Source organism: Pararhizobium sp. PWRC1-1, assembly GCF_049897905.1.
Lineage (GTDB): Bacteria > Pseudomonadota > Alphaproteobacteria > Rhizobiales > Rhizobiaceae > Pararhizobium.
The window spans coordinates 88,435-111,704 of record NZ_JAFCXE010000015.1; the positions used below are offsets into that span (position 1 = coordinate 88,435).

A 23,270-nucleotide genomic window follows, 5' to 3' on the forward strand; every position below is an offset into this window, starting at 1 on the left:
CGTGGAGCGGCTGCGACACCGCCATTCGCGCATTTTCCTGGCCCGTGGATCGGTGAAACATGGGAAGGCGGTCGCATGGATTTCGCTTTCAACAAGCGGGTTAAACCAGGACACCGCCCTTCTTTCGTCAATCCAGGCGCTGCGTAACGTCTAATCTTAGAATGCGCGCGCGCCGACGCCTAATCCTCACCTATAATGCCTCTGGCTCTTACCAGCTCTGCACGCGATACATGACGCGCCACCACGTAGCTTGAGTTTGTTTTGATAATGCAAATGAACAAATTCGGCCCAAGAGCGTTACTGAGCCATCAGTAATCTAAGTTGTCGTCTCCGCTATCTGGACATTTTATCCATATCTTATATCCCCGACTGCAATTGCTCTGATCCCCAAAAACTGGACCGTTCATAACTGGAGTTTTCCGCGGTATTTTCCCGGCTGGGAAAAGGAGCGGAAGTATGAAGGCATCGAAGTTTTCGGACGCCCAGAAGGCGTTTATTTTGAAGCAGGGCGATGACGGTGTGCCGGTGGCGGAGATCTGCCGGAAGGCGGGGATCAGCCAGGCGACGTATTTCAATTGGCGCAAGAAGTATGCGGGTCTGCTGCCCGACGAGATGCGTCGATTGAAGGCTCTGGAGGATGAGAATTCCAGACTGAAGAAGATCGTCGCGGACCTGACGTTGGACCGCGAGATGCTCCAGGACGTCATCCGGCGAAAGCTCTGAGGCCTGCCCGGCAGCGCAAGCTGATCGACGGGATGCTGGTGGATTGGGGCATATCGATCCGACGGGCCTGCAAGGTCCTGAGGTTCGACACCTCGACATACCACTACAAATCCCGCCGCACCGGACAGGCCCCGCTCGAACGACGCATCAAGGAGATTTGCGAGACACGCGTGCGGTATGGCTACCGCCGCGTTCATGTGCATTTGCGCCGAGATGGCTGGAAGATCAACATGAAGAAGACACGCAGGATTTACAGCGAGTTAGGCCTTCAGCTGCGCAACAAGCATCCGAAGCGCCGGGTCAAGGCAAAGCTTAGAGACGATCGCCAGGAGGCTGTCGGGCCGAACGATGTCTGGGCGATGGACTTCGTTCACGACCAGCTCGCGACCGGCAAGAAGCTGCGCATCCTGACCGTGGTCGACACCCACTCGCGTTACTGCCCGGCCGCCGATGCACGCTACACCTACAAAGGCGAGGATGTCGTCCAGACCCTGGAAGGCATCTGCCGGAAGACCGGCTATCCGAAGACGATCAGGGTGGACAATGGCAGCGAATTCATCTCCCGTGATCTCGACCTGTGGGCCTATGCCAACAACGTCACCCTGGACTTCTCACGACCTGGCAAACCGACTGACAACGGCTTCATCGAGGCCTTCAACAGCAAGCTCAGGTCCGAATGCCTGAACGCCCATTGGTTCCTGACCCTTGCGGATTCGCGCGAAAAGTTGGAGACTTGGCGCAGGTACTACAACGAGGAACGTCCTCACTCGGCGATCGGATATAACGTCCCGATCGCCCTGCATAATCCCGGTGGCGCAACCAGCCAGCCATCGTGATCAGAGCCGGAAAACTCCAGCTTCCGGCGGTCCAAAGTTTGGTCCCAGAGCAAGAAAACCGAAAACTCTCCCGAAAACTGGAGGGAAGATGGGTCTCAGGTCAAGAAGCAGCGCATCGAAACGTTAGTTTGTATGGCTGGTTGTCGCATAGCAGTCGTAGATGTACAGTGGACCGATCCCTGCAAGCGAGCACCCGATCTCGTCAAGCGTCACTTAGAACGCTTGACGATTTAGTGGCGACCGCATCTTTTAGTTTTAGCGCTACTTCACAGCCGAGTTTCCACCGTCGGCAAACAAAGCAGATCCCGCGACGAAACTAGACATTGAGCTGGCAAGGAACAGGGCAGCTTGGGCAATCTCTTCCGGTTGCGCTATTCGTTTCATAGCATGCAGACCTGCAGCCCATTCCTTCTGCGCTTCGTCGCCAGCCATCGCGGTATCAGAGCCGCCGGGCATAAGTGCGTTTGCCCTGAGGCCGCTGCTGGCATAGTCAGCGGTGATCCCCTTTACGAGCCCCATCAATCCGGCCTTGGACGCTGCGTAGACGCCCATGCCCGGAAGACCGACACTGGTGCCGACAAAACTTGACGTGAATATGATAGAGCCACCGCCTCTTTCCAGGAGAGCGGGGATTTGGCTGCGGCTTGCCACAAAGGCTGAGGTCAGGTTGGTCGCTAGTGTCTCCTGCCATTCTGAGAAAGTGACCTCTGCGAGTGGCTTTATTGGTCCGACTGTTGCTGCATTGTTGAAAGCAATATCCAAGCCACCGAAAACACGCACGGCGTCAGCAACCAGTTCATCGTGTGTGTCCGGTTGGCCCACATCGCCCACCACCAGGTGAACGCTCCCGCCCTGACCCCGGATAGCCTCAGCGACTTTTTCCAAGCCCCATTTACCACGAGCATTCAAGACCACGGCAGCACCTTCGGCGGCAAACAGCATCGCTGTGGCGCGGCCGATCCCTGATGATGCTCCAGTTATAATGGCGACTTTGTCTTGCAGCATTCCCATAATTCACTCCTTGTTGGGAGCTCAATCATAGGCAATGGACTAAACGCCCTGCCACCCGATTCCTGCTACACTGCCACGCTCCGCACCCCCACGGCACAAAACGCTTGCGGCTGGCGATGAAACTTTCGATCACGGTGTCTGCTTGAGTACAACGCTGCCTTAGCCGAGGCCGCCTCGTCAGTTTACTAGACCCGTGGTGCGAACCATTCCTTAGTTACTATCGCTATCACCCTAATTGGCAAGAAGGCCTTCGAGTTTCTAAAGGAAACGCTTATTGTGAACAGGGCCGTATGAAGGCTAGCGCGGAGTGTCGGCGCGGATCCTAGAATCGATCGCGATCAGGATAAAAGGCGATAGAACTGAACCTTCATAACTGTGTTGTTTGCAAAATATCCTGACGGTCTTGAAAGAAGATGAACTAACGACGCCTTGTCCGGATAAAATAGGCGCGCTGGCCAGAATCATGGTGCTCGCGATGCTTCCGGAGCTGCTTGCGGTAAGGGGGTGAAGAGCGCGATCAATCTCACGCGAAAGTGGCCGCCCGGTCAGAGCGGCCAGTGCCAGCGATCAAGCCGCAACCACGGTGCGGGCGTCATAGTCGGCAGTCCATTGCAGCGATGGCCGCTCGCCGCAACGCTCAATCCAGGCCTTAACCACGTCGCTGTCCGGCGTCGCTGCAGGGTACCAAGCAAAGGGCGAATGCAGCAGCAGATCGACAGCTGTGTATCGCTCTCCCATCAGATAGGGCCGATCCTTGAGCGCGGTTTCGAGGCGTGCCGCAAGTTCCGCCGGGCTGCGGAAGGTAAAATCCACAAAAGGATGGGAGATCTCGGCTGCCTGCATGATCAGCACAGGTTCGACCACGCCGGCATACCAGGCGAGCCAGCTGAGATACCGACCGCGCTGCGGATCGCCGGCAAGAGGCGCCATCTTTTTTTCCGGGAAGAGATCCGTCAGGTACTGAATGATCGCGATGCTCTCCCAGATGACGACGCCGTCGTGCTCGAGCAGCGGCACCTTGCCTTCCGGATGCGGGTTCTTCGGATCTTTGCGACCGCTGCCATCGCCGCGGGTGATGTCGACGATCTCGATCGCGACCTTGTCGATGGCGTGTAGTTCGCGAAGCAGGGTGACGATACGCGTCGAGCGCGAGCGGGGGGCGTGAAAGAGAGTCAGCATAGTCTGGATCCTCGGTTGCGTTCGGCAATGCGGATCTTGTACAGTCCGCCAACTGCCAGTTTCCGTCAGTAGGCTTCATCTATCCTCCAAAGTCATGGCTCGTAGTGATCGTCTGTTCCGCCTGCTCCAGGCGCTTCGCACTCTCCCCTCCCCGGTGACGGCCGCGCGCCTTGCCGAGGAGACCGGCGTGTCGTTGCGTTCGCTCTATAGGGACATCGAGAGCCTATGAATTCGCGCAAAAATGCCTTGCCCGCGTCTTCGCCTTGAAAGGATCCGAACCAGCGACACAAAGATGTTTGCAAAGGATAGCAACGACATATCTTTCTCAAACGCCAATGCCTTTGATACGGGTCTGATTTGCCCCAGGGTAAAGAACCAGACGTCCGCGCAGCAGACGGCTTGGCGCGAGGGGTTGCATCCTGAGGCCAACTCTCGTCGGAACCTAGAAATTGCTGTGCGGCATCTTTTCTTGCAGGAACCGTTCAACCATGGAGCCAATGTCGGGAAAAACAAACTTCAAACGAACTTTGCGCGAATTAACGTGGAGCGCTTTTGCCACTTGTGGGACTTGTCTTGCGCGGCGATCAGTTCTGCGCAACCGAAGGCTCGAATTGCAAACCCCATAGCCAAGACATGTTGCGGGTACCCATCGGCAACCTTGTGTGCAACCTGGACCAGCGACTTGAAATCCCACCCGATGGGGCGCATTTCTCGGGCACTCAGAATGCCATTCATCAATCCCGTGACAGCCCGATCATAACGGTCACTCCGGGGAGGCGTCACGCCTCGCTCGGAAAGCTCCGCCAAAAGCCGCTGCCAGTCTGCCTCACGCGAGACAGGTTCGGGCGTTTGCTGGTAGCGCGACATCCAGAATGCGATGATGCGCTTCCTCAGATCATCGTCTCGTCCGAGCGCTTGCTGAGCTTGGCCCTCAAGGAGCCTCGTCGCCTCACCATTGTAATCAAAGAACCAGGCAGTCTGTGTGTTGGGGTCGACCGTGAGATCCCGGAAGGCGACGATCTCCGACGCCCAGCGGTCCCTCAGCTCGCCAGCGACAAATTCCGGAATCCTGTAGTGGGCGCGAATCTGGAAGACACCACTCTGCTCGGAAAGTCTCGCCGTCTCCTCATCGACCACCAGAATGTTGGAGTTGTTGGAAAACAGCAGGTCATCGGTGGCCATCCTGCGATAGGTGGGTTCGAACCCGGCCATGACCCACACCAATAGTGCCCCTTCGTCGCGGTAGAAGGATCGCCTGCCGGTGACAACATCGAGAAATGTGGTGGACAGTTGGGCTTCGAAGGCAATCCGACCGAACGGTGTCACGGCCTGGACATCCGGTTGCCGGCGGCTTTCCCCATCGCGCGCCGAACGCCACTGGCGCTCGATTAGGATTTCACTATTTGCAGGATCGGATTGGAGGCTTCGAACAATGCGGTCTTTGATGCGCTGATGCGCCAGGCTCTCGCGCTGCCCGGCATATTTTAGCGCACGGATTTCGTCCCGCGACAATTCCGAGCGGGTGATCGACGGGCAGGACCCGTCCTCGCGCGAATGTCTAAAAAAGAATCGCTTCTGGTGTGATGCGACCAGATAGACTGGGATCGCACACAGACCGCAGCCGAACCTTGGCTTGCGGGAAAAGCTCTCGCGGATTGAGACACGTTCCGCGACCAGACGGTCATAGCGCCTCTCAGAAATAAACGTCGCAGCGTCCAGTAACTCGCCGCTCTCAAGATCGAGGATCTCGGCAATCGCTGGATTTTCCACCGCCACCGCGGGCGCAAGCGGATCAATCGTGACGTTACCGTGCATTGACGCTCCTCTTTTAAAGTCCTTTTCCAGACTACGCAGATTCGGTTGCTTTCCCGAACGCAAAATGCGCAACTCCTGAGCGTCAAAGTTACTTCAACAGGGGTGCAGATGAGCGCGTCCTTTTCCGAACGCCATGGATATCGGGAGCTGGAGCCAGAGATCACCATTCGCGAGGATGCACCCGACTTCCTGCGGTATCACATCGCGAAAACCGCACGTGACTGTCAGCTCAGCGCAACAGCAATCCGGACGATCGTCTGTGGTGTTCTGCTTGAAGCTCCCGATCCAAGTAACTGGAGTGAATATCCCAATATATGGGATGAAGTCCTCGGCCTCTTGCGCGAATGCGCGTGGTACAAGGTCTACGATGTGGCGGAGGCCCTCTGGCGCAGTTTCGAGACCCGGCCCGACAAACAGCAGCAATTCGAAGCCGAGCTCAATCGTGTCTTTCACGAAAAAGGTATAGGCTGGGAACTGAAGAACCCAGAAGGCATAGTGTTTCGAGGCGATGAGACCTTCGCAATTGCCACGCAGCAAGCCGTTGAGGCCTTTGCAGAGACTTTCTCCCACATCGGTCGGCCTTCGAACTGGATGTTCTCTGGGTGACCGTCTTTTCGGCAAAGAGCACGGGCTTCCATCGCGACCCCCGCCAGTTCCTGGAGGATAGCGATATCTCGGTGGCCGAATGATTTCGAACTACGATTGATCGCACAAACCGTGCCGATCGTATGGCAATCCTTCGTTGATTGCGGCGACAGCCCTGATCCAGGGGCTCGCAGTGGTCACCCGCAACGTCAAGGACTTCGAGGGGACCGGCGCAATTGTCATAGATCCCTGGCCGGGACGGATTAATCGAGCGTGCACTTCCGTTCCAAAAAATTTGGCCAAACCGCACAACCCGTCGATGCTGTTTTATGTCCGGTAACCTTCCATTACCGGACATATGATGATAGCGTCCCAAATCATGCAAAATCCCCCGGCAGACACGCCCAAAATCGACCATTTTGCCGAGCACGATCCTTCCGAGGGTGTCGATCTCGTCATCGAAAGCGGCGCTTCACCTCCTTCGGCGCGGCTGGAATCCCTCGTTGCGACCGCCACAGCCTACGCCAACGCCGCCAGTTCCGAGAATACCCGCAGCGCCTACGCCAAGGACTGGCGGCATTTCACTGCCTGGTGCCGCCAAGAAGGTTTTGACCCGCTGCCACCCTCAAGCCAGGTCATCGGCCTCTACATCGGCGCCTGCGCTTCAGGCGGTGTCTTTGACACCGCGGCCGGCAATAACAAGCGCGGGATCCCTCCCCTCTCCGTCGCGACAATCGAACGGCGTCTCTCCGGCCTGGCCTGGAGCTTTACCCAGCGTGGCCAGCCAATGGATCGTTCCGACCGGCATATTGCAACGGTCCTCGCCGGCATTCGCCGAAAGCACGGAAAGCCGCCGCGGCAGAAAGAGGCCGTGCTTGGCGACGACATCAAGGCGATGGTCGATACGCTCGGCCATGATCTGAGGGGGCTGCGCGACCGGGCTATCCTGCTGCTGGGCTTTTCCGGCGGTCTGCGGCGCTCCGAGCTCGTCGGCCTCGACATCGTTCGCGACGACAAGAGCGACGGCCAAGGCTGGATCGAGATTTTTCCCGACCAGGGCGTTCTGGTGACGCTGCGCGGCAAGACCGGATGGCGCGAGGTCGAGGTCGGTCGCGGCGCTTCCGACCAGACCTGCCCCGTTGCTGCCCTTGAAAGCTGGATTCGCTTCGGCCGAATCGCCAGAGGCGCCCTCTTCCGGCGCATCTTCAAGGACAACAAGACTGTCGACGTCGAACGGCTTTCCGACAAGCATGTCGCTCGCCTGGTCAAACAGACGGCACTCGCCGCCGGCGTCCGCTCCGATCTTCCAGAACGAGAACGGGCGCTGCTGTTTTCAGGTCATTCGCTGCGCGCCGGCCTTGCCTCATCGGCCGACATTGAGGAGCGCTACGTTCAGAAACAGTTGGGCCATGCGTCGGCCGAGATGACGCGCAAATATCAGCGGCGGCGCGATCGCTTCCGCACCAATCTTACCAAGGCGTCGGGGCTTTAAAGTCCCCTCCCCTGCCGCTGTGATGAAACCGTTAGGTCAAAAGTACGAGTTGGATTTTCAGCTTAGCGCTTCAATTGAAATCGGGAAGTAAAAGCCACAGGAGTGCCGAACAACGCGCGATGGCCGACCAAATGCGACAGATTTGTTGGCGCCGGTTTCAGGCCCTTTCCTCTTGAATGGGAAAGCGGGCTCTTTTGCAAATCGACGGCCAACTCAAGTGGATGACGATGATATGATGGGGTTTCCCGCGCGCCTAGGTTCCGAAAAGACGGCGATCCCAGTACACCGGCTGGTGCAGACTGGCGCTGATCATTGCGAACTCCGGATGGGCCGGATTGATCAATACATTATGATCGAGCCTGGCCACGACGCTCGGCACCAAGAGGATGGCGCTGCGCCGTTCGGAACACCACCGTTCACCAAATTCCTTGCTGACCGTCGCCGGCATGCTGTCCCATCCCGGTAGCGCCGGCGGAGAAAAGACCTCGTAGGACAAGCCGAGGGGAAGCGTTATCTCGACGTAGTGCTGGTTCGGTGGCAGTCGGCCGCTACCGTGCACCAGTTTCTCGAGCAACGCCGTGGAATAGTGATCACTGGTGTAGATTAAAGGACTGCCTGGCGTGTTCCACCGGCCCGGCGCTATCGTGGAGCCGGTTGCGTCAAAAATAGGATAGGCGCCACCGGGATCGCCAATCCTGAAGCTGGTCAATGTTCGGTCGAGAACCTGCGCTGTCACGCAGCACTGCCATATTTCAGACTTCCAAGAACGTCGAGAACAAGCTCCGCACCGATCTCACTCTGAATAACGACGTCGATGGGGCGTCTGTCCTCCAGCATAGGGTGGGAGCGAAACAGGAAATCCCGAGCCTCCTCTTCCGTTTGCCAGACATCCAACGCCAGGCTCCAGACGCGAGCTACCCGCGCAAGACGCGTGCCCTCGTCCGAAGACAGACGCAGCGCGGTCTTGCGCCTCTCATAGGTAGCCTTCGCAATTAATCGATATTTGAACTGCGCATCGCTCGGTGCGAGAAGGTGAGCAACTCGCTCGAGGGCGCCGATTGGCAATCCGTCCTCGATTCGGGACATCAATCCAAACGGGGAACGCGAAGCGATCTCCTTTGCCGGAAGGCCCAGCACATCGGCTACACCTGAGAATGCGAGCATCATCTCTTCCTTTTTCAGTTGAGGCGAAATATAGCCTCACATGAGGCAGATAGCAAGCAGAAATGAGCCCCCTCGGAAGACGTCTCGTTCGCAGGGACTTCGGCTGACCTTTTCCGGTTGGCACACTCTGATACGTTGGCGTGATCCCCTTCTCGCCGACGGTAAAAGAGTGGCCGGGATCGACCCGACGCCTTATCGCTATATCAAAATCGCAGGCGTTTCAGGCCTGCAAATTATCGGCCGACATCTTGCCGGACTTGCGGTCCTTCACCAATTCATAGGTGATCTTCTGTCCATCGTTCAATCCACGCATACCAGCCCGCTCCACCGCCGACACGTGGACAAACACATCAGTGCCGCCGTCGTCAGGCTGGATGAACCCAAAACCCTTCGTTGCGTTGAACCACTTTACCGTACCTGTAGCCATCTCGGCTTTCTCCCATTGTTCTCTTCAGATGAAGGGCCGCTGGCTCTTCGCAGCAAGCATAGGTAGCTAGGCCAAAAAAGCAAAGAAGCTTTCTGGCTTACATGAAATTCCCCAGGGCTCGGGTCCAAGTCGATGAGGCGCAGTTACGGATAACCCTCGCGGACGCAGAACTACAACGCGAGGCAGCACACACTAACTTCGCATGGTGAACGAAAGGTAAAAAATGTGAAGGATCGGCAGGTCGGTTGAAACTGGCGGATACGGAACCTTCTCCCCTTTTCTCCAATAGCCGGCCCCGGCATTGGTGTATTGTCTCACTGACTTCAGACAAGCGAGCCATTTCACGCAAACCGACTTTCAAATGGGGCATTGCAATAACCCGGAAGGCTCACATTCTGTGTATGCCACTGGAGCTGAGAAAGACCCATGAAACCCGTGACCGATTTCCTCATTGAGGGGCGACTGATGCACCCCTTACAATCCTGCTGGCGCATGGTGCCGGCGCCCCGATGGACTCAAAGTCCATGACTGCAGCCACGGCCGCGCTTGTTGCAATCGGCTTTCGCGTCGCCCGCTTCGAATTCGACTATATGGCGTCACGCAGAACATCCGTTTCGAGGAAGCCGCCGCCAAAGGCAGAAAAGCTGATCCCCGAGTATCGCTCTGCCATCGAGTCGCTTGACGTCCAAGGGCCACTTATCATCGGCGGTAAGTCGATGGGTGGCCGCGTGGCCAGCATGATCGCCGACGAGTTCCATGCCTCAGACAAAATCGTCGGCTTGCTTTGCCTCGGCTATCCATTCCATCCTCCTGGCTAGCCTTTGAGCCTTCGAACACAGCACCTCGAAACAATTCAGACACCCACGCTGATCTGCCAGGGCAAGAGGGACGAATTCGGAAATGGTAAGGAGATTTCAAACTACACCTTATCCGATCGGATCGACATCTTCTGGCTCGAAGACGGGGACCACGACCTCAAGCCGCGCAAAACTGTTTCGGGGTCCACGGTATCAGATCATCTCGCCTCGATGGCAACGGCGGTGAAGCGATGGACTGAGGCATTGGATGCCTGAGCGAGGTCCACAGCGCTACCCGCAGGCGGCGGACTCGCCGTGCACCGTAGGCCATGATCCTACCTAACCCGTCTGCCGTTCAGCGCTGCCATTGGCCCGAACCAGCGCCATCAGCATCGGACCGAGCGAGAACTCACGCTTCTCGGCTCGCCGTGACAGATCCCGTAAATATCCACCAGCCGAGTTGATGTGGCCTCCCCGCTCAAGGATGCAGGCGATCGCCGCCGCCGCCATTTCAGGACCCATGGTGTCGCAGGCATCCTGATACGCCGACGGGCTCACCCCCAGCATTGATCGGACCGTAATCGCCGCCGACATCAGTTCGCGCCAACTGCTGATCGTCCCGTTAGGCCCATACATAGTCACTTCCGGGCAGGCCCTCAGCACCAAGCCAAGTGGGAACGCCTTGATCGCCTCGTTCGACTGCCTGATGGCTTGACTGGATTTTCCGCCCTGCTCTTCTTCGGAGCTAGGTTCAGATTCATTGATGGATTCGGTATTTGAATTCTGTATGTGCTGACGCTCTACGTCATCATTGGTGTCGGATTTTTCTGAATTTAACTGATTTTCCAGAGCGTTGAGCGTCTCTTCGAGCAACATCGACAGTTCATCGAGAATGCCACTCAGAGCCTCAGCTGTTCGCGCTTTGGCGATTTGAGCCACAACTCCAACATAATGGGCTTCAATCTTCCCCCAGTCGCCTGATGCGCCCTCTTCCATTGCAGCGGTGAGTATCTTTCGAATATCGCGCCGGCAAAGCGAAATCTTCTCCTTGATGACTTTCAAGTGTTGCCGATCCGAAGCGGCCTGCTGAGCCAAGCGAGCGAGTTCCTCTGATCTGGCCAAGAGCGGCGCCAGGCTGAACCCAAAGGCATCTTGAAGGTCGCCTGAGCGATCCTTCCGGGCGTATCTCTTGCCGTTCGGGCTATCCTTGCGATGGATTATGCCGGCATTCACGAGAACCGCCAGGTTTTCGCGAAGCGTCGTCCCTGCTATCCCATTGGCGCGGGTGGAGAGCTGCGCATTCGATGGAAAAACCACAAGCTTGTTCCCATCGACAAGGTTCGTCTCCGGATAGAACGACAGCAGCGCGTTGAGGACTGACAAGGCACGGTCCCTCAGCCCCAGGAACGCACGTGCCTCACAGACGTCCCGATAGATCCTCCACTTATCAACTGATTTGCCTGGCTTGATGTCGGCCGATTCGATTTGGCCTTTTATCAAGGCAAGCGTCATTGGCCGCCGCCCAAAGGGCGTCGTCACACTTCCCGTCTGCATTTTTCTTCACCTTTCAGAAGGCAAAAGAAGTCCGCTCGCTCAAAAGACGCCAAAGACTCTTGACTGTGATTCGGGGAAATGCGATTCTCACGTTGCTACACGATGAGGAAGGCTTCCACGACGGCGACGTTTGGGGGCCTTTTTCTTTTGCGGTTCAGTCTCCTGTTCGCTGGGTTTCATTTCGTTGGAAGTCCTCGTAGAGATCTTCCAACCGTTCAGATAAAAAGGCACCGAAGCGCGACGCGTCCTTCGACTTGAGCGACAGCGTAAAAGCCCGGCCCGCATCCTTGGTCGAAACCACCACGGCCTTTTCCGCTAGACCCCAGGATTTCTCCAAAGGCTTGCTAGACTTTGATTGGGGTCTTTTGAATTGCTTCAAATGCGCAAGGAGCGCGTTGAAGCGTCCGTCAGCTGCAATCCCTTTGAAAGTATCGCTGGCGACATACTCGACCGCCCAATTGGCGCGGGCAGGATCCGTGACCAGTTTTTTGACATCTTCCCACCGATCACGACCGACGCCTTTTGCCGAGCCCACTGCGTCCAAAATGGCTTCGGGAATGGTGTCTGCGACGGACAACATGCGCGACAACAGGGTATCGTCGACCGTCAATGCAGTCTTGATGGTGTCTTTTTTCATGCCGCTATTGCCGAGCTTTCTGGCAAACAGTGATTTCTCAATAAACGAGAGATTGGCGCGGGCGGTATTTTCCTGTCCCTGCGCGATGACATGAGCAATGTCTTCAAGCGGTTTGACGACTGCGCGTACCTTGATGCCGAGCTCTTTCGCTGCACGAGCCCGTCGATGGCCGTACACGATCATGTATCGGTTCGGCTCATCCGGGTGAGGGCGAACCAGGATAGGTGATGACTGACCTGCCTGCTTGATCGCTTCCATCAGGCCCGCGAACTCTTCCTCGTTATCGCTTATCCTGTCGGCAAAGGCCGAGGCGTCGAGCATGTCGGGATCCAACTTGACGATCGTCTCTCCCTCGAGAACGCGCATCGAGTTCTCTGCCATCTCATCGAGAGATTGCATCATCGAACGCGAAGCACCGCGCCTTGCATAGTCGGCCCGTGCTTCCGAGGGGTTACCATCGATCGTTTTTTGGGTCGGCGAAGAGCTAACGCTCGTCAGCAAATGCTTCCTAGCCATTATCACCTCTCAACTTCCGCTCATCATCCTGATTTCTATGTGAAAATTGCCATTCTGCACGGCTGTCAAGAAAATCGATCATTTTCGGCCCCACGCTTTATGCACAAGAGCGGTGATTTCCTTGTTCACGCCGTTCAAACACTCCATCGCACGATCGTAGGTAGACCGGGTGAATTGGCTCCGTTCAACTTCGTAGAGGGTTTGCTTGGTGATGCCTGCGTCGGAAACCGCCGTCGACTTCACCATCTGGTTCTGAAGCATCCGCTTGTTGAACATGGCTTGCATGAATCCGACCATCTGGGCCTGCGGCCCATCGGTCGGCTCATAGCGGGTGACGAGGTAGCGGAACCACTTCAGCCGAACAATCGCTCCAGCGCTTTTGATGGATTGCAGAATCCCGCCGAGCATCAGCAGAAACTGGCTCATCGACATGATATCGAGCATCTGCGGATGGACAGTGATCAGTACCGAGGTCGATGCAGTCAGCGCGGTCAGGGTGAGATAGCCGAGCTGTGGTGGGCAGTCGATCACGACGATGTCGTAGCGGTCATCAACCTCCCTGAGAGCCATAGAGATGCGGGTGAAGAACATCCGGCCTTCAGGCGAACTCTTGTCCGAGGCAGCGAGCGGCGTCTCATATTCATATTCCTGGAGCTCAAGGTTCGCTGGAATAATGTCTAGGCCTGGGAAATTCGTGGGCTGAATAACCTCCTTGATTGACTTGCGCTGATCGTCATAGCGCAACGCCTCGAAGAGAGATGGGTTCTTGTCGAGCTCCGGCTGTATCCCATGCAAGGCTGTTAGTGACGCCTGGGGATCGAGGTCGATGGCTAGAACGCGATGTCCTGTCAGGGCAAGGTACTGCGCCAGGTGCGCCGCTGTGGTCGTCTTACCGCTTCCGCCCTTGAAGTTCACAACGGATATGACTTGCAGCGCTTCACCCGGCCGCCGGTGCGGAACGTATCGCTTGAAATCCGATCTCCCATGCTTGTCGAGAAACTGCCTCAGCTCAAGCATTTGCTCCGCGGTATACGAGCGGCGGCCTGACCCCGTCACCTCAGGCACAGGGCCTTTCCCTTCAAGGTGAAGCTTCTTGATGTGATTCTGTGATACACCGATATAGTCGGCAACTTCGACAGACGAGAACAGGCGCAGGCCCTTCTCCGCGTTGGGCGGATATTGCTCAAGGCGGAGCATGTTGAGCTTGTCGGAAATGAGCTCACCCTGCTCAAGGATCTCCTCGTCGAAGTCCTTGTCATCGCTGATGTTCAAGTTCGCCATCACGTCCAATTTCGCCGCCACCTTAAGAATAACGCTTTTCCGAGGCACTTCACCTCTAAAGCGTGATTACTATGGGCGATTCTCTCGACCCGGCAAGGGCTTTTTGGTTAATGGTTGGTTAACAGCTTCAAAGAATCAATGGCCGCGTGCCCACACCAATTCGCATATTATTCTGTCTTTTCAGGTAGATGAAGTGGGTGAACGCTTAACTTCCCACTGCAGTTTCACTCCCAAATTTGGGAGCCCTCTCCACATGAATCATCGTCGAGGCTCCCCGTCCGAGATGGGGAAACCGCTGGGAACCCCGAATCGTAGTCCTAAATTTGGGACTATTCCTCGTTCGCACCGGCATGCAGTTCTGCTTCACCTGACACCAGTGGAGTTGTCACATGAAGGTCATTGCACTTAGCAACCCTGCATCTTGCGAAGACGTTTTGCTGCTGAACGACATGCACAGGCTCCGGTCCGAGATTTTCGGATCCCGCCTTTCCTGGAATGTCACGGTGCGAGATGGTCGTGAATATGACGAGTTCGATAATCTTCAACCGACCTACATTCTGACTGTCGCCGGAAGCTCTCGCGTCGTTGGCTGCGCACGGCTGCTCCCGGCAATCGGGCCTACCATGCTGGAGCGTACCTTCCCCCAGCTTCTCGCGTCTGGAACCCTCAACGCTCATCCAGCAATGGTCGAGAGCTCTCGCTTCTGTGTCGACACGACGTTACGCGAGAGGAGAGGGGAGGGGTCACTTCACGACATTACCTTGATGATGTTCGCCGGCATCATCGAGTGGTGCTTACTCTACGGCTATCGCGAGATCGCGACAGCGACCGACGTCCGATTTGAGCGACTGCTCCTCCGTGCCGGATGGCCCATGTCCCGTCTTGGTGAGCCAAAAATGATCAACGAGACGAACAGCGTCGCCGGCCTCCTGGCGGCCGACCAGGCGAGTTTCGACCGCGTCAAGCCGCCGAGCTATCGCTCCGATTTCCACCTGTCCAAGGTAAGTGCAGCTTAGGAGAAGCCCATGCCCCATTTACTCTCACTTCCGCGGCTGGTTCGTAAACTCCAGGACGCCCTCGGGGAGAGGCTGTGCGTTGCGCTCGATGATCCAACGGTCGTTGAGATCATGCTCAATCCTGATGGCAGGCTCTACATCGAGCGACTGGGGCACGGTATGGCCCCCGCGGGCGAGATGAGCAGAGGTGCTGCCGAGATCGTCATTGGGAGCGTGGCGCATGTCCTCAATTCCGTGGTCGATGATGACAGGCCGATCGTTTCTGGAGAAATCCCGATTGGAGGGCACCGCTTCGAGGGGCTTCTTCCGCCTATCGTTTCCGCCCCATCCTTCACCATCCGACGCCGGGCGTCCCGGCTCATACCGCTCGATGACTACGTCAGCAAAAAGGTGATGACGCCCCATCAAGCCTCCGTCATTCGAAATGCGATCACCTCACGGCTCAATATCGTCGTGTCCGGCGGAACCGGTTCGGGAAAGACGACGCTTGCGAATGCGGTGATTGCCCAAATCGTGGAATCAGCCCCTGAAGACCGGCTTGTCATCCTCGAAGACACAGCCGAGATCCAATGCGCTGCAGATAACGCCGTGGCGCTGCGTACCAGCGATACCGTTGATATGGCCAAGCTGCTCAAGAGCACGATGCGGTTGAGACCGGATCGCATCATCGTTGGCGAGGTGCGGGATGGCGCGGCCTTGACCCTCCTGAAAGCGTGGAACACCGGCCATCCAGGTGGGGTGACCACCATTCATTCCAACTCCGCGCGATCAGCGTTGCAGCGCCTCGAGCAGCTGACGGCCGAAGTCAGCCAACAGCCGATGCAGGCCGTGATCGGCGACGCAGTGGATCTAATCATCTCGATCGAGCGAACGGGGAAGGGACGGCGGGTAACCGACATCCTTCATGTCGAGCGATTCAGTGCTGGCCAATACCAGATCCAATCCTACGCCCAGGAGGCAGAACAAAATGCAGCATAACACGGCACCCAAGATCGTTGGCATCGTGCTCCTGTGGATTGTGGCGTCGGTATCACCGGCATTGGCAAGTTCGGGGGGCGGCCTTCCGTGGGAGGGACCGCTCCAGCAGATCCAGGAGTCGATCACGGGACCGGTGGCTGGCTTCATCGCTCTGGCGGCCGTCGCGATCGCCGGCGGAATGTTGATCTTCGGCGGCGAGCTCAATGATTTCGCGCGACGTCTCATGTACGTCGTCCTCGTCGCCGGCATCCTGCTCGGTGCAACGCAGATCGTCGGCCTGTTCGGAGCAACGGGCGCGTCCATCGGATCTGTCACGGAACCCGCGCCAAATTTTTTCTCGGAGAGGGGAGGGGAGGGGAGGTAGAACATGGCTGACACAGTTCCCCGCCTGCAGCGCAATCGCATCCACCGGGCGCTGTCGCGACCCAACCTGTTGATGGGCGCAGATCGTGAACTGGTGCTGATCACCGGGCTTGCGGCCATCATCCTGATCTTCGTGGTGCTCACCGTCTCCTCGGCGCTGTTTGGCATTACCGTGTGGATCGTTGTCGTGGCTGCTTTGCGGATGATGGCCAAGGCCGACCCGATGTTGCGCCGGGTCTACATCCGGCACATCTCCTACAAGCCCACCTATCGGGCGACCTCCACCCCATGGCGCAGATATTGAGGAGACTTTGATGGTCGCACTTCGCGCCTTCAGGCAATCTGGGCCATCCTTTGCGGATCTGGTGCCCTATGCCGGGCTTGTTGACAATGGCATCATCCTTCTCAAGGATGGCTCGCTGATGGCCGGCTGGTACTTCGCCGGCCCTGACTCCGAAAGTTCGACCGATCTCGAACGCAACGAGGTTTCACGCCAGATCAACACCATCCTCTCCCGGTTGGGATCGGGATGGATGATCCAGGTCGAGGCGGTGCGGGTATCAACGGTCGATTATACGTCGGCCAGCGCATCGCATTTCCCAGATCCAGTGACCCGCGCCATCGATCTTGAGCGACGGACCCACTTCGAACGTGAGCAGGGCCACTTCGAAAGTCGCCATGCCATTATCCTGACCTACCGTCCGACCGAGCAACGCCGCTCCAGCCTCAGCAAATACATCTATTCCGATGAGACGAGCCGGACGCAGTCCTATGCGGATACGGTGCTGTTTGTCTTCAGGAACGCAATCCGGGAAGTCGAGCAATATCTCGCCAACACGATCTCCATCCGGCGCATGGCCACGCGAGAGACGCGAGAGCGGGGCGGCACGAGGGTTGCGCGCTATGATGAACTCATGCAGTTCATCCGCTTCTGCATCACCAGTGACAACCATCCAATCCGACTGCCGGATATTCCGATGTACCTTGACTGGGTCGCAACCGCCGAGCTGCAGCACGGCGTGACGCCGACGATCGATAACAAGTTCCTTGCCGTTGTCGCCATCGATGGCCTGCCGGCAGAAAGCTGGCCTGGCATTCTGGGCAGTCTCGATCTGATGCCGATGACCTACCGCTGGTCATCCCGGTTCATCTTCCTCGACGCCGAGGAAGCGAAGGCACGCCTCGAGCGCACGCGCAAGAAGTGGCAGCAGAAGGTCCGGCCGTTCTTCGATCAGCTCTTCCAGACGCAGAGCCGGTCGATCGACCAGGATGCCATGACGATGGTTGCCGAAACCGAGGACGCGATCGCAGAGGCGTCCTCTCAACTCGTCGCCTATGGCTACTACACACCGGTCGTGGTGCTGTTCGACGAGGACAGCGAACGTCTGAAAGAGAAGACCGAGGCAATCCGTCGTCTGATCCAGGCGGAAGGTTTCGGCGCACGCATCGAGACCCTCAATGCCACGGACGCCTATCTCGGTAGCCTGCCCGGCAATTGGTACTGCAATGTCCGTGAGCCATTGATCAACACCCGCAACCTGTCCGACCTCGTGCCGCTGAACTCGGTCTGGTCGGGAAGCCCAAACGCGCCATGTCCGTTCTATCCGCCGGCATCTCCGCCGCTGATGCAGGTCGCTTCCGGCTCCACACCCTTCAGGTTGAACCTGCATGTCGACGACGTCGGTCACACGCTGGTGTTCGGCCCGACGGGGTCCGGCAAGTCGACCCTGCTGGCGCTGATCGCGGCACAATTTCGCCGTTACGAAAACGCACAGATCTTTGCCTTCGACAAGGGACAGTCGATGCTGCCGCTGACACTTGCAGCCGGCGGCGATCACTATGACGTCGGCGCCGGGGACGGTGAGGGGAGGGACTTGGCATTCTGCCCGCTCTCGGAGCTCGCGACGGACGGAGACCGGGCCTGGGCATCGGAATGGATAGAGACCCTCGTGGCTTTACAGGGCGTCACCATCACCCCGGACCAACGCAATGCAATCTCCCGGCAAATCGGCCTGATGGCAAGCGCGCCCGGCCGCTCGATGTCCGATTTCGTCAGTGGCGTGCAGCTTCGCGAGATCAAGGACGCACTGCACCATTACACAATTGATGGACCGATGGGCCAATTGCTCGATGCAGAGACGGACGGGCTGTCGCTCGGGTTGTTCCAGACATTCGAGATCGAGCAACTGATGAACATGGGCGAGCGCAATCTCGTCCCCGTCCTCACCTATCTCTTCCGGAGGATCGAAAAACGGCTCACCGGCGCGCCGAGCCTGATCATCCTCGACGAGGCCTGGCTGATGCTTGGCCATCCAGTGTTTCGCGACAAGATCAGGGAATGGTTGAAAGTGCTGCGCAAGGCCAATTGCGCAGTGCTGTTGGCAACGCAGTCCATCTCCGACGCCGAGCGTTCCGGCATCATCGACGTGCTGAAGGAAAGCTGCCCGACGAGAATCTGCTTGCCGAATGGCGCCGCACGAGAGCCGGGCACGCGGGAATTCTATGAGCGGATCGGCTTCAACGAGCGCCAAATCGAGATCATCGCAACCGCCATCCCAAAGCGGGAATATTACGTCGCCTCGCCGGAAGGCCGGCGCCTGTTCGACATGGCACTCGGTCCGCTGACGCTCTCCTTCGTTGGAGCAACCGGCAAAGAGGATCTCAAGCGCATTCGCACCCTTCAATCCGAACACGGTCCTGAATGGCCCATCCATTGGCTCCAGACGAGAGGAATTGACGATGCCGCATCCCTTCTCACACAAGACTAAACTGGTCGCAGCGGCACTGCTGGCGGCCTTGCTCCCCGGCATATCCGTGGCAGGCAGCGCGACCGGCGAAGCGACGGAGTTCACACAGCTCGCCAACAATGCCGAGTTGATCAATCTCCTGGAAAAGTCCGGTGTTCAGGTCGAAAACCAGCTCACCCAGATCAGTCAACTGGCCGAGCAAATCCAGAACCAGCTGAAAATCTACGACAACATGCTGCAGAACACCGCGCAGCTTCCAAACCAAATCTGGGGTCAGGTTGAGGGTGATCTGAAGAAGCTGCAGAGCGTTGTGTCGCAAGGGGAGGGGATCGCCTTCTCCATGGGCAACGCCGACGACGTGTTGAATCAGCGCTTCCAGAGCTTTGCCGACCTGAAATCGAACCTGCCAAACGGCGAAACCTTCTCGTCAAGCTACCAGAGCTGGTCCGACACCAATCGCGATACTATTGCCGGAACATTGAGGGCGGCCAACCTCACCGCCGATCAGTTTTCAAGCGAGGAAGCCACCATGGGTTCGCTCCGATCGATGTCCGAGACATCCGACGGCCAGATGAAGGCGTTGCAGGTCGGCCATCAGATTGCCGCCCAGCAGGTCGCCCAGATGCAGAAGCTCCGCGGTCTCGTCTCCCAGCAAATGACAATGATGGGGACCTGGTACCAGTCAGAACAGACGGACAAGGATCTGGCGCAAGCGCGGCGTGAGAAGTTTTTCGCCGCTGACGTCAAAGCCATTCCCGAAGGCCAGAAGATGGAGCCGCGCTGGTGAGCCGCTTGACGACCATCATTCTGGTCATCGGCGCCATCAGCCTCACGTCCGCGGCGACCTATTGGTTTGTGACGCCCCCCAGCGACGCTGCCGCCGATGCTTTGAGGGAAGACCAGCGCCACCATCGGGAAAAGTTCTTCAAAGCCCCCGAGGAGAAACCGCTTGTGGGGCAGGAGATGCGGCCGCGATGGTAATCAACTTCCACCTCTTGTACCGCTCGACATTGCTAGCGGCGCTACTGATATTTGTCGCGTCGACGGCGCTTGCGCAGCAGGGGCAGGTCCTGACCGAACTGGAAAACCAGGTCGTCACCGCCGCGCGTGGTTGGGAAACGACCGTGATGGAAGCGGCACGATCGCTGTTTTGGATCCTGGCTGGGATTGAAATCGGCATCGCGGCCGTTTGGCTCGCAATTCAAGCTGCCTCTTTAGACAGCTGGTTTGCCGAATTGGTTCGCCGGATCATGTTCGTCGGCCTCTTTGCTTTCATCCTCGATCGCGGACCGGCCTTTGCAAAGGCGGTGGTGGACAGTCTTTTCCAGATTGGAGCTGGTGGTGGAACCGCGTCCCCTTCTGCTGTCTTCGATGCCGGTATTCGTGTGGCTGCCCAGATGTCGAAACAAGCCCAATTCGGATTGTTTGAAGACAATGCTTTAGCCATCGCGGCGGTCTTCGCAATGGTGGTAGTCGTCATCGCATTTTCTCTCGTCGCGGCGATTTTCGTTGCCGTCATGGTCGAGATGTATGTTGGGCTTCTGGCTGGTATGATCATGCTTGGTCTTGGCGGCTCATCTTTCACGAAGGACTTTGCCGTTCGATATCTCGTCTACGCGTTTTCGGTCGGCATGAAACTCATGGCGTTGGTGATGATCGCCCGGATCGGTTCGGACGTCCTTCTGGGACTGGCGACAGCTCCGACGGCAGATGAGGAACAGTTCATCACCTCACTCGCAATCGCTGGCATCTCCGTCGTGGTGTTCATTGTCGCCATGTATGTGCCAAACATTATGCAAGGTGTCGTCCAGGGCGCCTCCGTTAGCGGCGGCATGGAGGCAATCCGCCACGGCGGGCAGGCTGCCTCGTTTGCGGCCGGCGTAGGCTTCCTGGCTGCCGGTGGAGCGGCGGCAGGCATGGTCGCTGCCAGCACCGCGCGTGCGGCCGGCTCCTCGGCGGTTGGTTCCGCGTTGAAGGGTGTGACATCCGGCGGCTGGGCAACCGGTAAGGCAGCTGGATCTGCCGCCAAGGAAAAGGCGATCGGCTCTCCTGGCGCCTATGCGGGATCGATCATGGGCCTTGCGAACGCAAAGTTGGATCAGGCCTCCGGTGCCGGCTCAAGAAAAGCACCTTCGCCGCATCGCGACGACAACAAATGACATAGAGGGATTTGACGAATGGCAGTGCGACATCCGCCTGACAATCCGTACCTTGCCGCCCGGCAGGAATGGAACGAACGATACGGCTCCTATGTGAAGGCCGCGGCAGCCTGGCGGATCATGGGCATGACCAGCCTCATCATGGCGGTCATCGGTTTTTCCTACGCACTTTTTCAGAGCTCGCAAGTGAAGCTCGTCCCCTACATCGTCGAGGTCGACAAGCTGGGCACCTCGGTCAGTTCGGGTTTTCCTCAACAGATCGAGTATGCCGACCCGCGCGTCGTGCGTGCCACGCTTGGCAGTTTCGTGACGAGCTTCCGGTCTGTCAGCCCGGATGCCGTGGTGCAGAAGCAATATATCGATCGGACCTATGCGCTTTTGCGCACGTCGGATCCCTCGACCGAAAAGGTGAACGCCTGGTTCCGCGGAAACTCGCCGTTCGAGAAGGCAAAAAACGCGACGATCGCAATCGAGGTCAACAACATCGTCGCCCTGTCGAACCAGTCCTATCAGATCGACTGGACCGAGTTCGAACGTGACCGCAAAGGCAAAGAGACGGGTCTGCGGCGATTCCGCGGGATCGCGACTGTCACACTGACGGCACCGCAGGACGAAAGCGTCATCCGCCTCAATCCAATCGGTCTTTACCTTCGAGACTTTGACTGGACGGCACAGCTTTGAGGAGCCCGAAGCACCACATGAAGAATACATTTAATTTGGTTTGGGCAGGTGGTGGCCGCGCCCCATGCGCCCTACTCATCGCAGCCGCTTTATTGTCGAGCGGAACGGTTTTCGCGCAAAACATGACGTCCAACGAAGCCAAGGGCACTGGTATTTCCGGCAAATGGCGCGGCAGCGCCGGCCTTGTGACCAAAGGGGCGGACGGAAAAGTGATCTTTCTGTTTGGAGAAATCCAGCCATCGGTGGTGTGCTCGCCTTTGCAGGTCTGCGACATCGAGCTGCAGGGTGGCGAGGTTGTCCGCGACGTCCTTGTCGGCGACACGGTTCGATGGAAGGTGGAACCGGCCACATCGGGTGCCGCAGGCGGCCAGGCGATCCACCTGATCGTCAAGCCGTCCGAACCGGGTCTCGTCACGTCGATGGTCGTCACGACCTCCCGACGCACCTATCATATCCAGCTCAAGTCGCATCCCAGCCAGTATATGGCCCGCGTTGGCTTCGAGTATCCGGAGGATGTCTCGGCGAAGCTGGCCGACGTCAATGCCCGGCTGGAGGCAAGCACGATACCGGGTGCCGGCGTTCCGGCAGAGGGGTTGAATTTCTCGTATTCGGTCAGTGGTCGCGCATCGTGGCGGCCGACCCGGGTCTATTCCGACGGTCAAAAAACCTACATCCAATTTCCACGCTCGATTTCCGGACAGGATGCGCCGGTACTTTTCGTCGTCTCCGGGGGTCAGAACCGGGTCGTCAACTATCGCATGAAGAACAACATGATGGTGGTCGACTACAATGTGGACCGCGCGGTTCTTGTCTCCGGTGTCGGCTGGCGAAAAGAAAAAATCAGCATTCGCAGGGGAGGGTGATCATGCGAAGGCCGTTCATGATTGCCCTAATCGCGACGGCGCTGTCCGCTTGCCAGACTGGCGCTGACGGCCTGCCGGCGAGCGTCGCCCCACCCGAGCTCACAGCTGCTGCATCGAGCGCCATTGCCGGAGACATGGTCAGCCGGTTTACGGAACAGGTGGGACCCGGAACAGGCACAATTGTTCTGAAGGAAGACGCGTCACCATCAGGGCAGGCGCTGGCAGCAGCTCTCAAGGGCTGGGGTTATGCCGTTGCCACGGATCAAAAGACCGATGACAAAAAGTCGTCGATCGAGCTGGCCTACGTGGTCGACGACTTCGAGGGACAAACCCTCGCACGGCTTTCGACCGGGAAGGTCGAACTCGCGCGGGCTTATAGCACGACAGCGGCCGGCGCCGTGCCTGCCAGTCCACTGTCGGTCATGCAGCGCAACTAGGGGAGGGCG

At 57.8% G+C, this 23,270-nt stretch carries 23 protein-coding genes and 2 pseudogenes; 16 read left to right on the plus strand and 9 right to left on the minus strand.

Annotated elements, in window-relative coordinates; genetic code table 11:
• Positions 1 to 456 precede the first annotated feature (456 nt).
• A protein-coding gene (locus ACP7E0_RS22025; RefSeq protein ID WP_426127820.1) for an IS3 family transposase occupies positions 457 to 1,559 on the plus strand; the annotation gives its coding sequence in 2 pieces (ribosomal slippage) (positions 457 to 718 and positions 718 to 1,559; 1,104 coding nt in all).
• Positions 1,560 to 1,820: 261 nt separating this feature from the next.
• Here the strand turns inward: ACP7E0_RS22025 and ACP7E0_RS22030 are convergent.
• A complete protein-coding gene (locus ACP7E0_RS22030; protein ID WP_426127822.1) occupies positions 1,821 to 2,570 on the minus strand; it encodes an SDR family oxidoreductase in 750 nt (249 codons plus the stop codon).
• 567 nt (positions 2,571 to 3,137) lie between these two features.
• Positions 3,138 to 3,749, minus strand: coding sequence for a glutathione S-transferase family protein (locus ACP7E0_RS22035; RefSeq protein ID WP_426127824.1), 612 nt, complete (start codon positions 3,747 to 3,749; stop codon positions 3,138 to 3,140).
• A 94-nt stretch (positions 3,750 to 3,843) separates the two neighbouring features.
• Here ACP7E0_RS22035 and ACP7E0_RS22040 point away from each other — a divergent pair.
• A pseudogene (locus ACP7E0_RS22040) lies at positions 3,844 to 3,975 on the plus strand (HTH domain-containing protein); the annotation flags it as partial.
• Between the two features lie 290 nt (positions 3,976 to 4,265).
• Here ACP7E0_RS22040 and ACP7E0_RS22045 read toward each other — a convergent pair.
• Positions 4,266 to 5,627, minus strand: a complete 1,362-nt coding sequence (locus ACP7E0_RS22045; RefSeq protein ID WP_426127826.1) for a DUF6035 family protein — start codon at positions 5,625 to 5,627, stop codon at positions 4,266 to 4,268.
• A gap of 45 nt (positions 5,628 to 5,672) precedes the next feature.
• Here ACP7E0_RS22045 and ACP7E0_RS22050 point away from each other — a divergent pair, with 45 nt between their 5' ends.
• Positions 5,673 to 6,170 carry an AbiJ-NTD4 domain-containing protein gene (locus ACP7E0_RS22050; protein ID WP_426127828.1) on the plus strand — a complete coding sequence of 166 codons (498 nt, stop codon included), beginning with the start codon at positions 5,673 to 5,675 and terminating at the stop codon, positions 6,168 to 6,170.
• 358 nt (positions 6,171 to 6,528) lie between these two features.
• Positions 6,529 to 7,641: a tyrosine-type recombinase/integrase gene (locus tag ACP7E0_RS22055; RefSeq protein ID WP_426127830.1), complete on the plus strand. Its 1,113-nt coding sequence runs from the start codon at positions 6,529 to 6,531 to the stop codon at positions 7,639 to 7,641.
• A 253-nt stretch (positions 7,642 to 7,894) separates the two neighbouring features.
• Here ACP7E0_RS22055 and ACP7E0_RS22060 read toward each other — a convergent pair whose 3' ends face one another.
• The 3 genes from ACP7E0_RS22060 to ACP7E0_RS22070 form a co-directional block, all read right to left on the minus strand.
• Positions 7,895 to 8,377, minus strand: coding sequence for an RES family NAD+ phosphorylase (locus ACP7E0_RS22060; protein WP_426127832.1), 483 nt, complete (start codon positions 8,375 to 8,377; stop codon positions 7,895 to 7,897).
• Positions 8,374 to 8,805, minus strand: a complete 432-nt coding sequence (locus ACP7E0_RS22065; RefSeq protein ID WP_426127982.1) for an antitoxin Xre-like helix-turn-helix domain-containing protein — start codon at positions 8,803 to 8,805, stop codon at positions 8,374 to 8,376. The genes ACP7E0_RS22060 and ACP7E0_RS22065 overlap by 4 nt, the downstream gene beginning before the upstream one ends.
• Before the next feature lie 220 nt (positions 8,806 to 9,025).
• Positions 9,026 to 9,232, minus strand: a complete 207-nt coding sequence (locus ACP7E0_RS22070; protein ID WP_062603015.1) for a cold-shock protein — start codon at positions 9,230 to 9,232, stop codon at positions 9,026 to 9,028.
• Positions 9,233 to 9,711: 479 nt separating this feature from the next.
• Between ACP7E0_RS22070 and ACP7E0_RS22075 the strand changes: the two are divergent.
• Positions 9,712 to 10,305 (plus strand): annotated as a pseudogene (locus ACP7E0_RS22075) (alpha/beta family hydrolase).
• 63 nt (positions 10,306 to 10,368) lie between these two features.
• Here the strand turns inward: ACP7E0_RS22075 and repC are convergent.
• The 3 genes from repC to repA form a co-directional block, all read right to left on the minus strand.
• Positions 10,369 to 11,583: a plasmid replication protein RepC gene (gene repC / locus ACP7E0_RS22080; RefSeq protein ID WP_426127834.1), complete on the minus strand. Its 1,215-nt coding sequence runs from the start codon at positions 11,581 to 11,583 to the stop codon at positions 10,369 to 10,371.
• 154 nt (positions 11,584 to 11,737) lie between these two features.
• Complete coding sequence (gene repB / locus ACP7E0_RS22085; RefSeq protein ID WP_426127836.1) at positions 11,738 to 12,736, minus strand: plasmid partitioning protein RepB; 999 nt, start codon at positions 12,734 to 12,736, stop codon at positions 11,738 to 11,740.
• Positions 12,737 to 12,814: 78 nt separating this feature from the next.
• Complete coding sequence (gene repA, locus ACP7E0_RS22090) at positions 12,815 to 14,017, minus strand: plasmid partitioning protein RepA (protein ID WP_426127984.1); 1,203 nt, start codon at positions 14,015 to 14,017, stop codon at positions 12,815 to 12,817.
• Positions 14,018 to 14,406: 389 nt separating this feature from the next.
• Between repA and traI the strand changes: the two genes are divergently transcribed.
• Genes traI through trbH form a run of 11 tightly spaced genes read left to right on the plus strand, consistent with a single transcriptional unit; the run spans position 14,407 to position 23,261 of the window.
• A complete protein-coding gene (traI, locus tag ACP7E0_RS22095; RefSeq protein ID WP_426127838.1) occupies positions 14,407 to 15,033 on the plus strand; it encodes an acyl-homoserine-lactone synthase TraI in 627 nt (208 codons plus the stop codon).
• Positions 15,034 to 15,042: 9 nt separating this feature from the next.
• A complete protein-coding gene (trbB, locus tag ACP7E0_RS22100; RefSeq protein ID WP_426127840.1) occupies positions 15,043 to 16,011 on the plus strand; it encodes a P-type conjugative transfer ATPase TrbB in 969 nt (322 codons plus the stop codon).
• Positions 16,001 to 16,375: a TrbC/VirB2 family protein gene (locus tag ACP7E0_RS22105; protein ID WP_426127842.1), complete on the plus strand. Its 375-nt coding sequence runs from the start codon at positions 16,001 to 16,003 to the stop codon at positions 16,373 to 16,375. The genes trbB and ACP7E0_RS22105 overlap by 11 nt, the downstream gene beginning before the upstream one ends.
• A gap of 3 nt (positions 16,376 to 16,378) precedes the next feature.
• On the plus strand, positions 16,379 to 16,678 hold the full coding sequence (locus tag ACP7E0_RS22110; RefSeq protein ID WP_426127844.1) for a conjugal transfer protein TrbD: 300 nt from the start codon (positions 16,379 to 16,381) through the stop codon (positions 16,676 to 16,678).
• Between the two features lie 10 nt (positions 16,679 to 16,688).
• Positions 16,689 to 19,142: a conjugal transfer protein TrbE gene (locus ACP7E0_RS22115; RefSeq protein ID WP_426127845.1), complete on the plus strand. Its 2,454-nt coding sequence runs from the start codon at positions 16,689 to 16,691 to the stop codon at positions 19,140 to 19,142.
• On the plus strand, positions 19,114 to 19,908 hold the full coding sequence (trbJ, locus tag ACP7E0_RS22120; RefSeq protein WP_426127847.1) for a P-type conjugative transfer protein TrbJ: 795 nt from the start codon (positions 19,114 to 19,116) through the stop codon (positions 19,906 to 19,908). The genes ACP7E0_RS22115 and trbJ overlap by 29 nt, the downstream gene beginning before the upstream one ends.
• A 5-nt stretch (positions 19,909 to 19,913) precedes the next feature.
• Complete coding sequence (trbK, locus tag ACP7E0_RS22125; protein WP_426127849.1) at positions 19,914 to 20,102, plus strand: entry exclusion protein TrbK; 189 nt, start codon at positions 19,914 to 19,916, stop codon at positions 20,100 to 20,102.
• Entirely contained in the window at positions 20,096 to 21,280 is a 1,185-nt protein-coding gene (trbL, locus tag ACP7E0_RS22130) for a P-type conjugative transfer protein TrbL (RefSeq protein WP_426127851.1), read from the plus strand. The genes trbK and trbL overlap by 7 nt, the downstream gene beginning before the upstream one ends.
• An 18-nt stretch (positions 21,281 to 21,298) precedes the next feature.
• The gene (locus ACP7E0_RS22135) at positions 21,299 to 21,961 is read left to right on the plus strand and encodes a conjugal transfer protein TrbF (protein WP_426127853.1); all 663 of its coding nucleotides are present in this window, start codon (positions 21,299 to 21,301) and stop codon (positions 21,959 to 21,961) included.
• Positions 21,962 to 21,978: 17 nt separating this feature from the next.
• Entirely contained in the window at positions 21,979 to 22,824 is an 846-nt protein-coding gene (gene trbG, locus ACP7E0_RS22140; RefSeq protein WP_426127855.1) for a P-type conjugative transfer protein TrbG, read from the plus strand.
• Positions 22,825 to 22,826: 2 nt separating this feature from the next.
• On the plus strand, positions 22,827 to 23,261 hold the full coding sequence (gene trbH / locus ACP7E0_RS22145) for a conjugal transfer protein TrbH (RefSeq protein WP_426127856.1): 435 nt from the start codon (positions 22,827 to 22,829) through the stop codon (positions 23,259 to 23,261).
• Positions 23,262 to 23,270: the final 9 nt, after the last annotated feature.

Bases quoted from the DNA above. Each gene is read 5' to 3' on its own strand.
- ACP7E0_RS22030 (WP_426127822.1), bottom strand. From the start codon at position 2,570: ATGGGAATGCTGCAAGACAAAGTCGCCATTATAACTGGAGCATCATCA.
- ACP7E0_RS22035 (WP_426127824.1), bottom strand. From the start codon at position 3,749: ATGCTGACTCTCTTTCACGCCCCCCGCTCGCGCTCGACGCGTATCGTC.
- ACP7E0_RS22050 (WP_426127828.1), top strand. From the start codon at position 5,673: ATGAGCGCGTCCTTTTCCGAACGCCATGGATATCGGGAGCTGGAGCCA.
- ACP7E0_RS22055 (WP_426127830.1), top strand. From the start codon at position 6,529: ATGCAAAATCCCCCGGCAGACACGCCCAAAATCGACCATTTTGCCGAG.
- ACP7E0_RS22065 (WP_426127982.1), bottom strand. From the start codon at position 8,805: ATGCTCGCATTCTCAGGTGTAGCCGATGTGCTGGGCCTTCCGGCAAAG.
- ACP7E0_RS22070 (WP_062603015.1), bottom strand. From the start codon at position 9,232: ATGGCTACAGGTACGGTAAAGTGGTTCAACGCAACGAAGGGTTTTGGG.
- repC (WP_426127834.1), bottom strand. From the start codon at position 11,583: ATGCAGACGGGAAGTGTGACGACGCCCTTTGGGCGGCGGCCAATGACG.
- repB (WP_426127836.1), bottom strand. From the start codon at position 12,736: ATGGCTAGGAAGCATTTGCTGACGAGCGTTAGCTCTTCGCCGACCCAA.
- repA (WP_426127984.1), bottom strand. From the start codon at position 14,017: ATGGCGAACTTGAACATCAGCGATGACAAGGACTTCGACGAGGAGATC.
- traI (WP_426127838.1), top strand. From the start codon at position 14,407: ATGAAGGTCATTGCACTTAGCAACCCTGCATCTTGCGAAGACGTTTTG.
- trbB (WP_426127840.1), top strand. From the start codon at position 15,043: ATGCCCCATTTACTCTCACTTCCGCGGCTGGTTCGTAAACTCCAGGAC.
- ACP7E0_RS22105 (WP_426127842.1), top strand. From the start codon at position 16,001: ATGCAGCATAACACGGCACCCAAGATCGTTGGCATCGTGCTCCTGTGG.
- ACP7E0_RS22110 (WP_426127844.1), top strand. From the start codon at position 16,379: ATGGCTGACACAGTTCCCCGCCTGCAGCGCAATCGCATCCACCGGGCG.
- ACP7E0_RS22115 (WP_426127845.1), top strand. From the start codon at position 16,689: ATGGTCGCACTTCGCGCCTTCAGGCAATCTGGGCCATCCTTTGCGGAT.
- trbJ (WP_426127847.1), top strand. From the start codon at position 19,114: ATGCCGCATCCCTTCTCACACAAGACTAAACTGGTCGCAGCGGCACTG.
- trbL (WP_426127851.1), top strand. From the start codon at position 20,096: ATGGTAATCAACTTCCACCTCTTGTACCGCTCGACATTGCTAGCGGCG.
- ACP7E0_RS22135 (WP_426127853.1), top strand. From the start codon at position 21,299: ATGGCAGTGCGACATCCGCCTGACAATCCGTACCTTGCCGCCCGGCAG.
- trbG (WP_426127855.1), top strand. From the start codon at position 21,979: ATGAAGAATACATTTAATTTGGTTTGGGCAGGTGGTGGCCGCGCCCCA.
- trbH (WP_426127856.1), top strand. From the start codon at position 22,827: ATGCGAAGGCCGTTCATGATTGCCCTAATCGCGACGGCGCTGTCCGCT.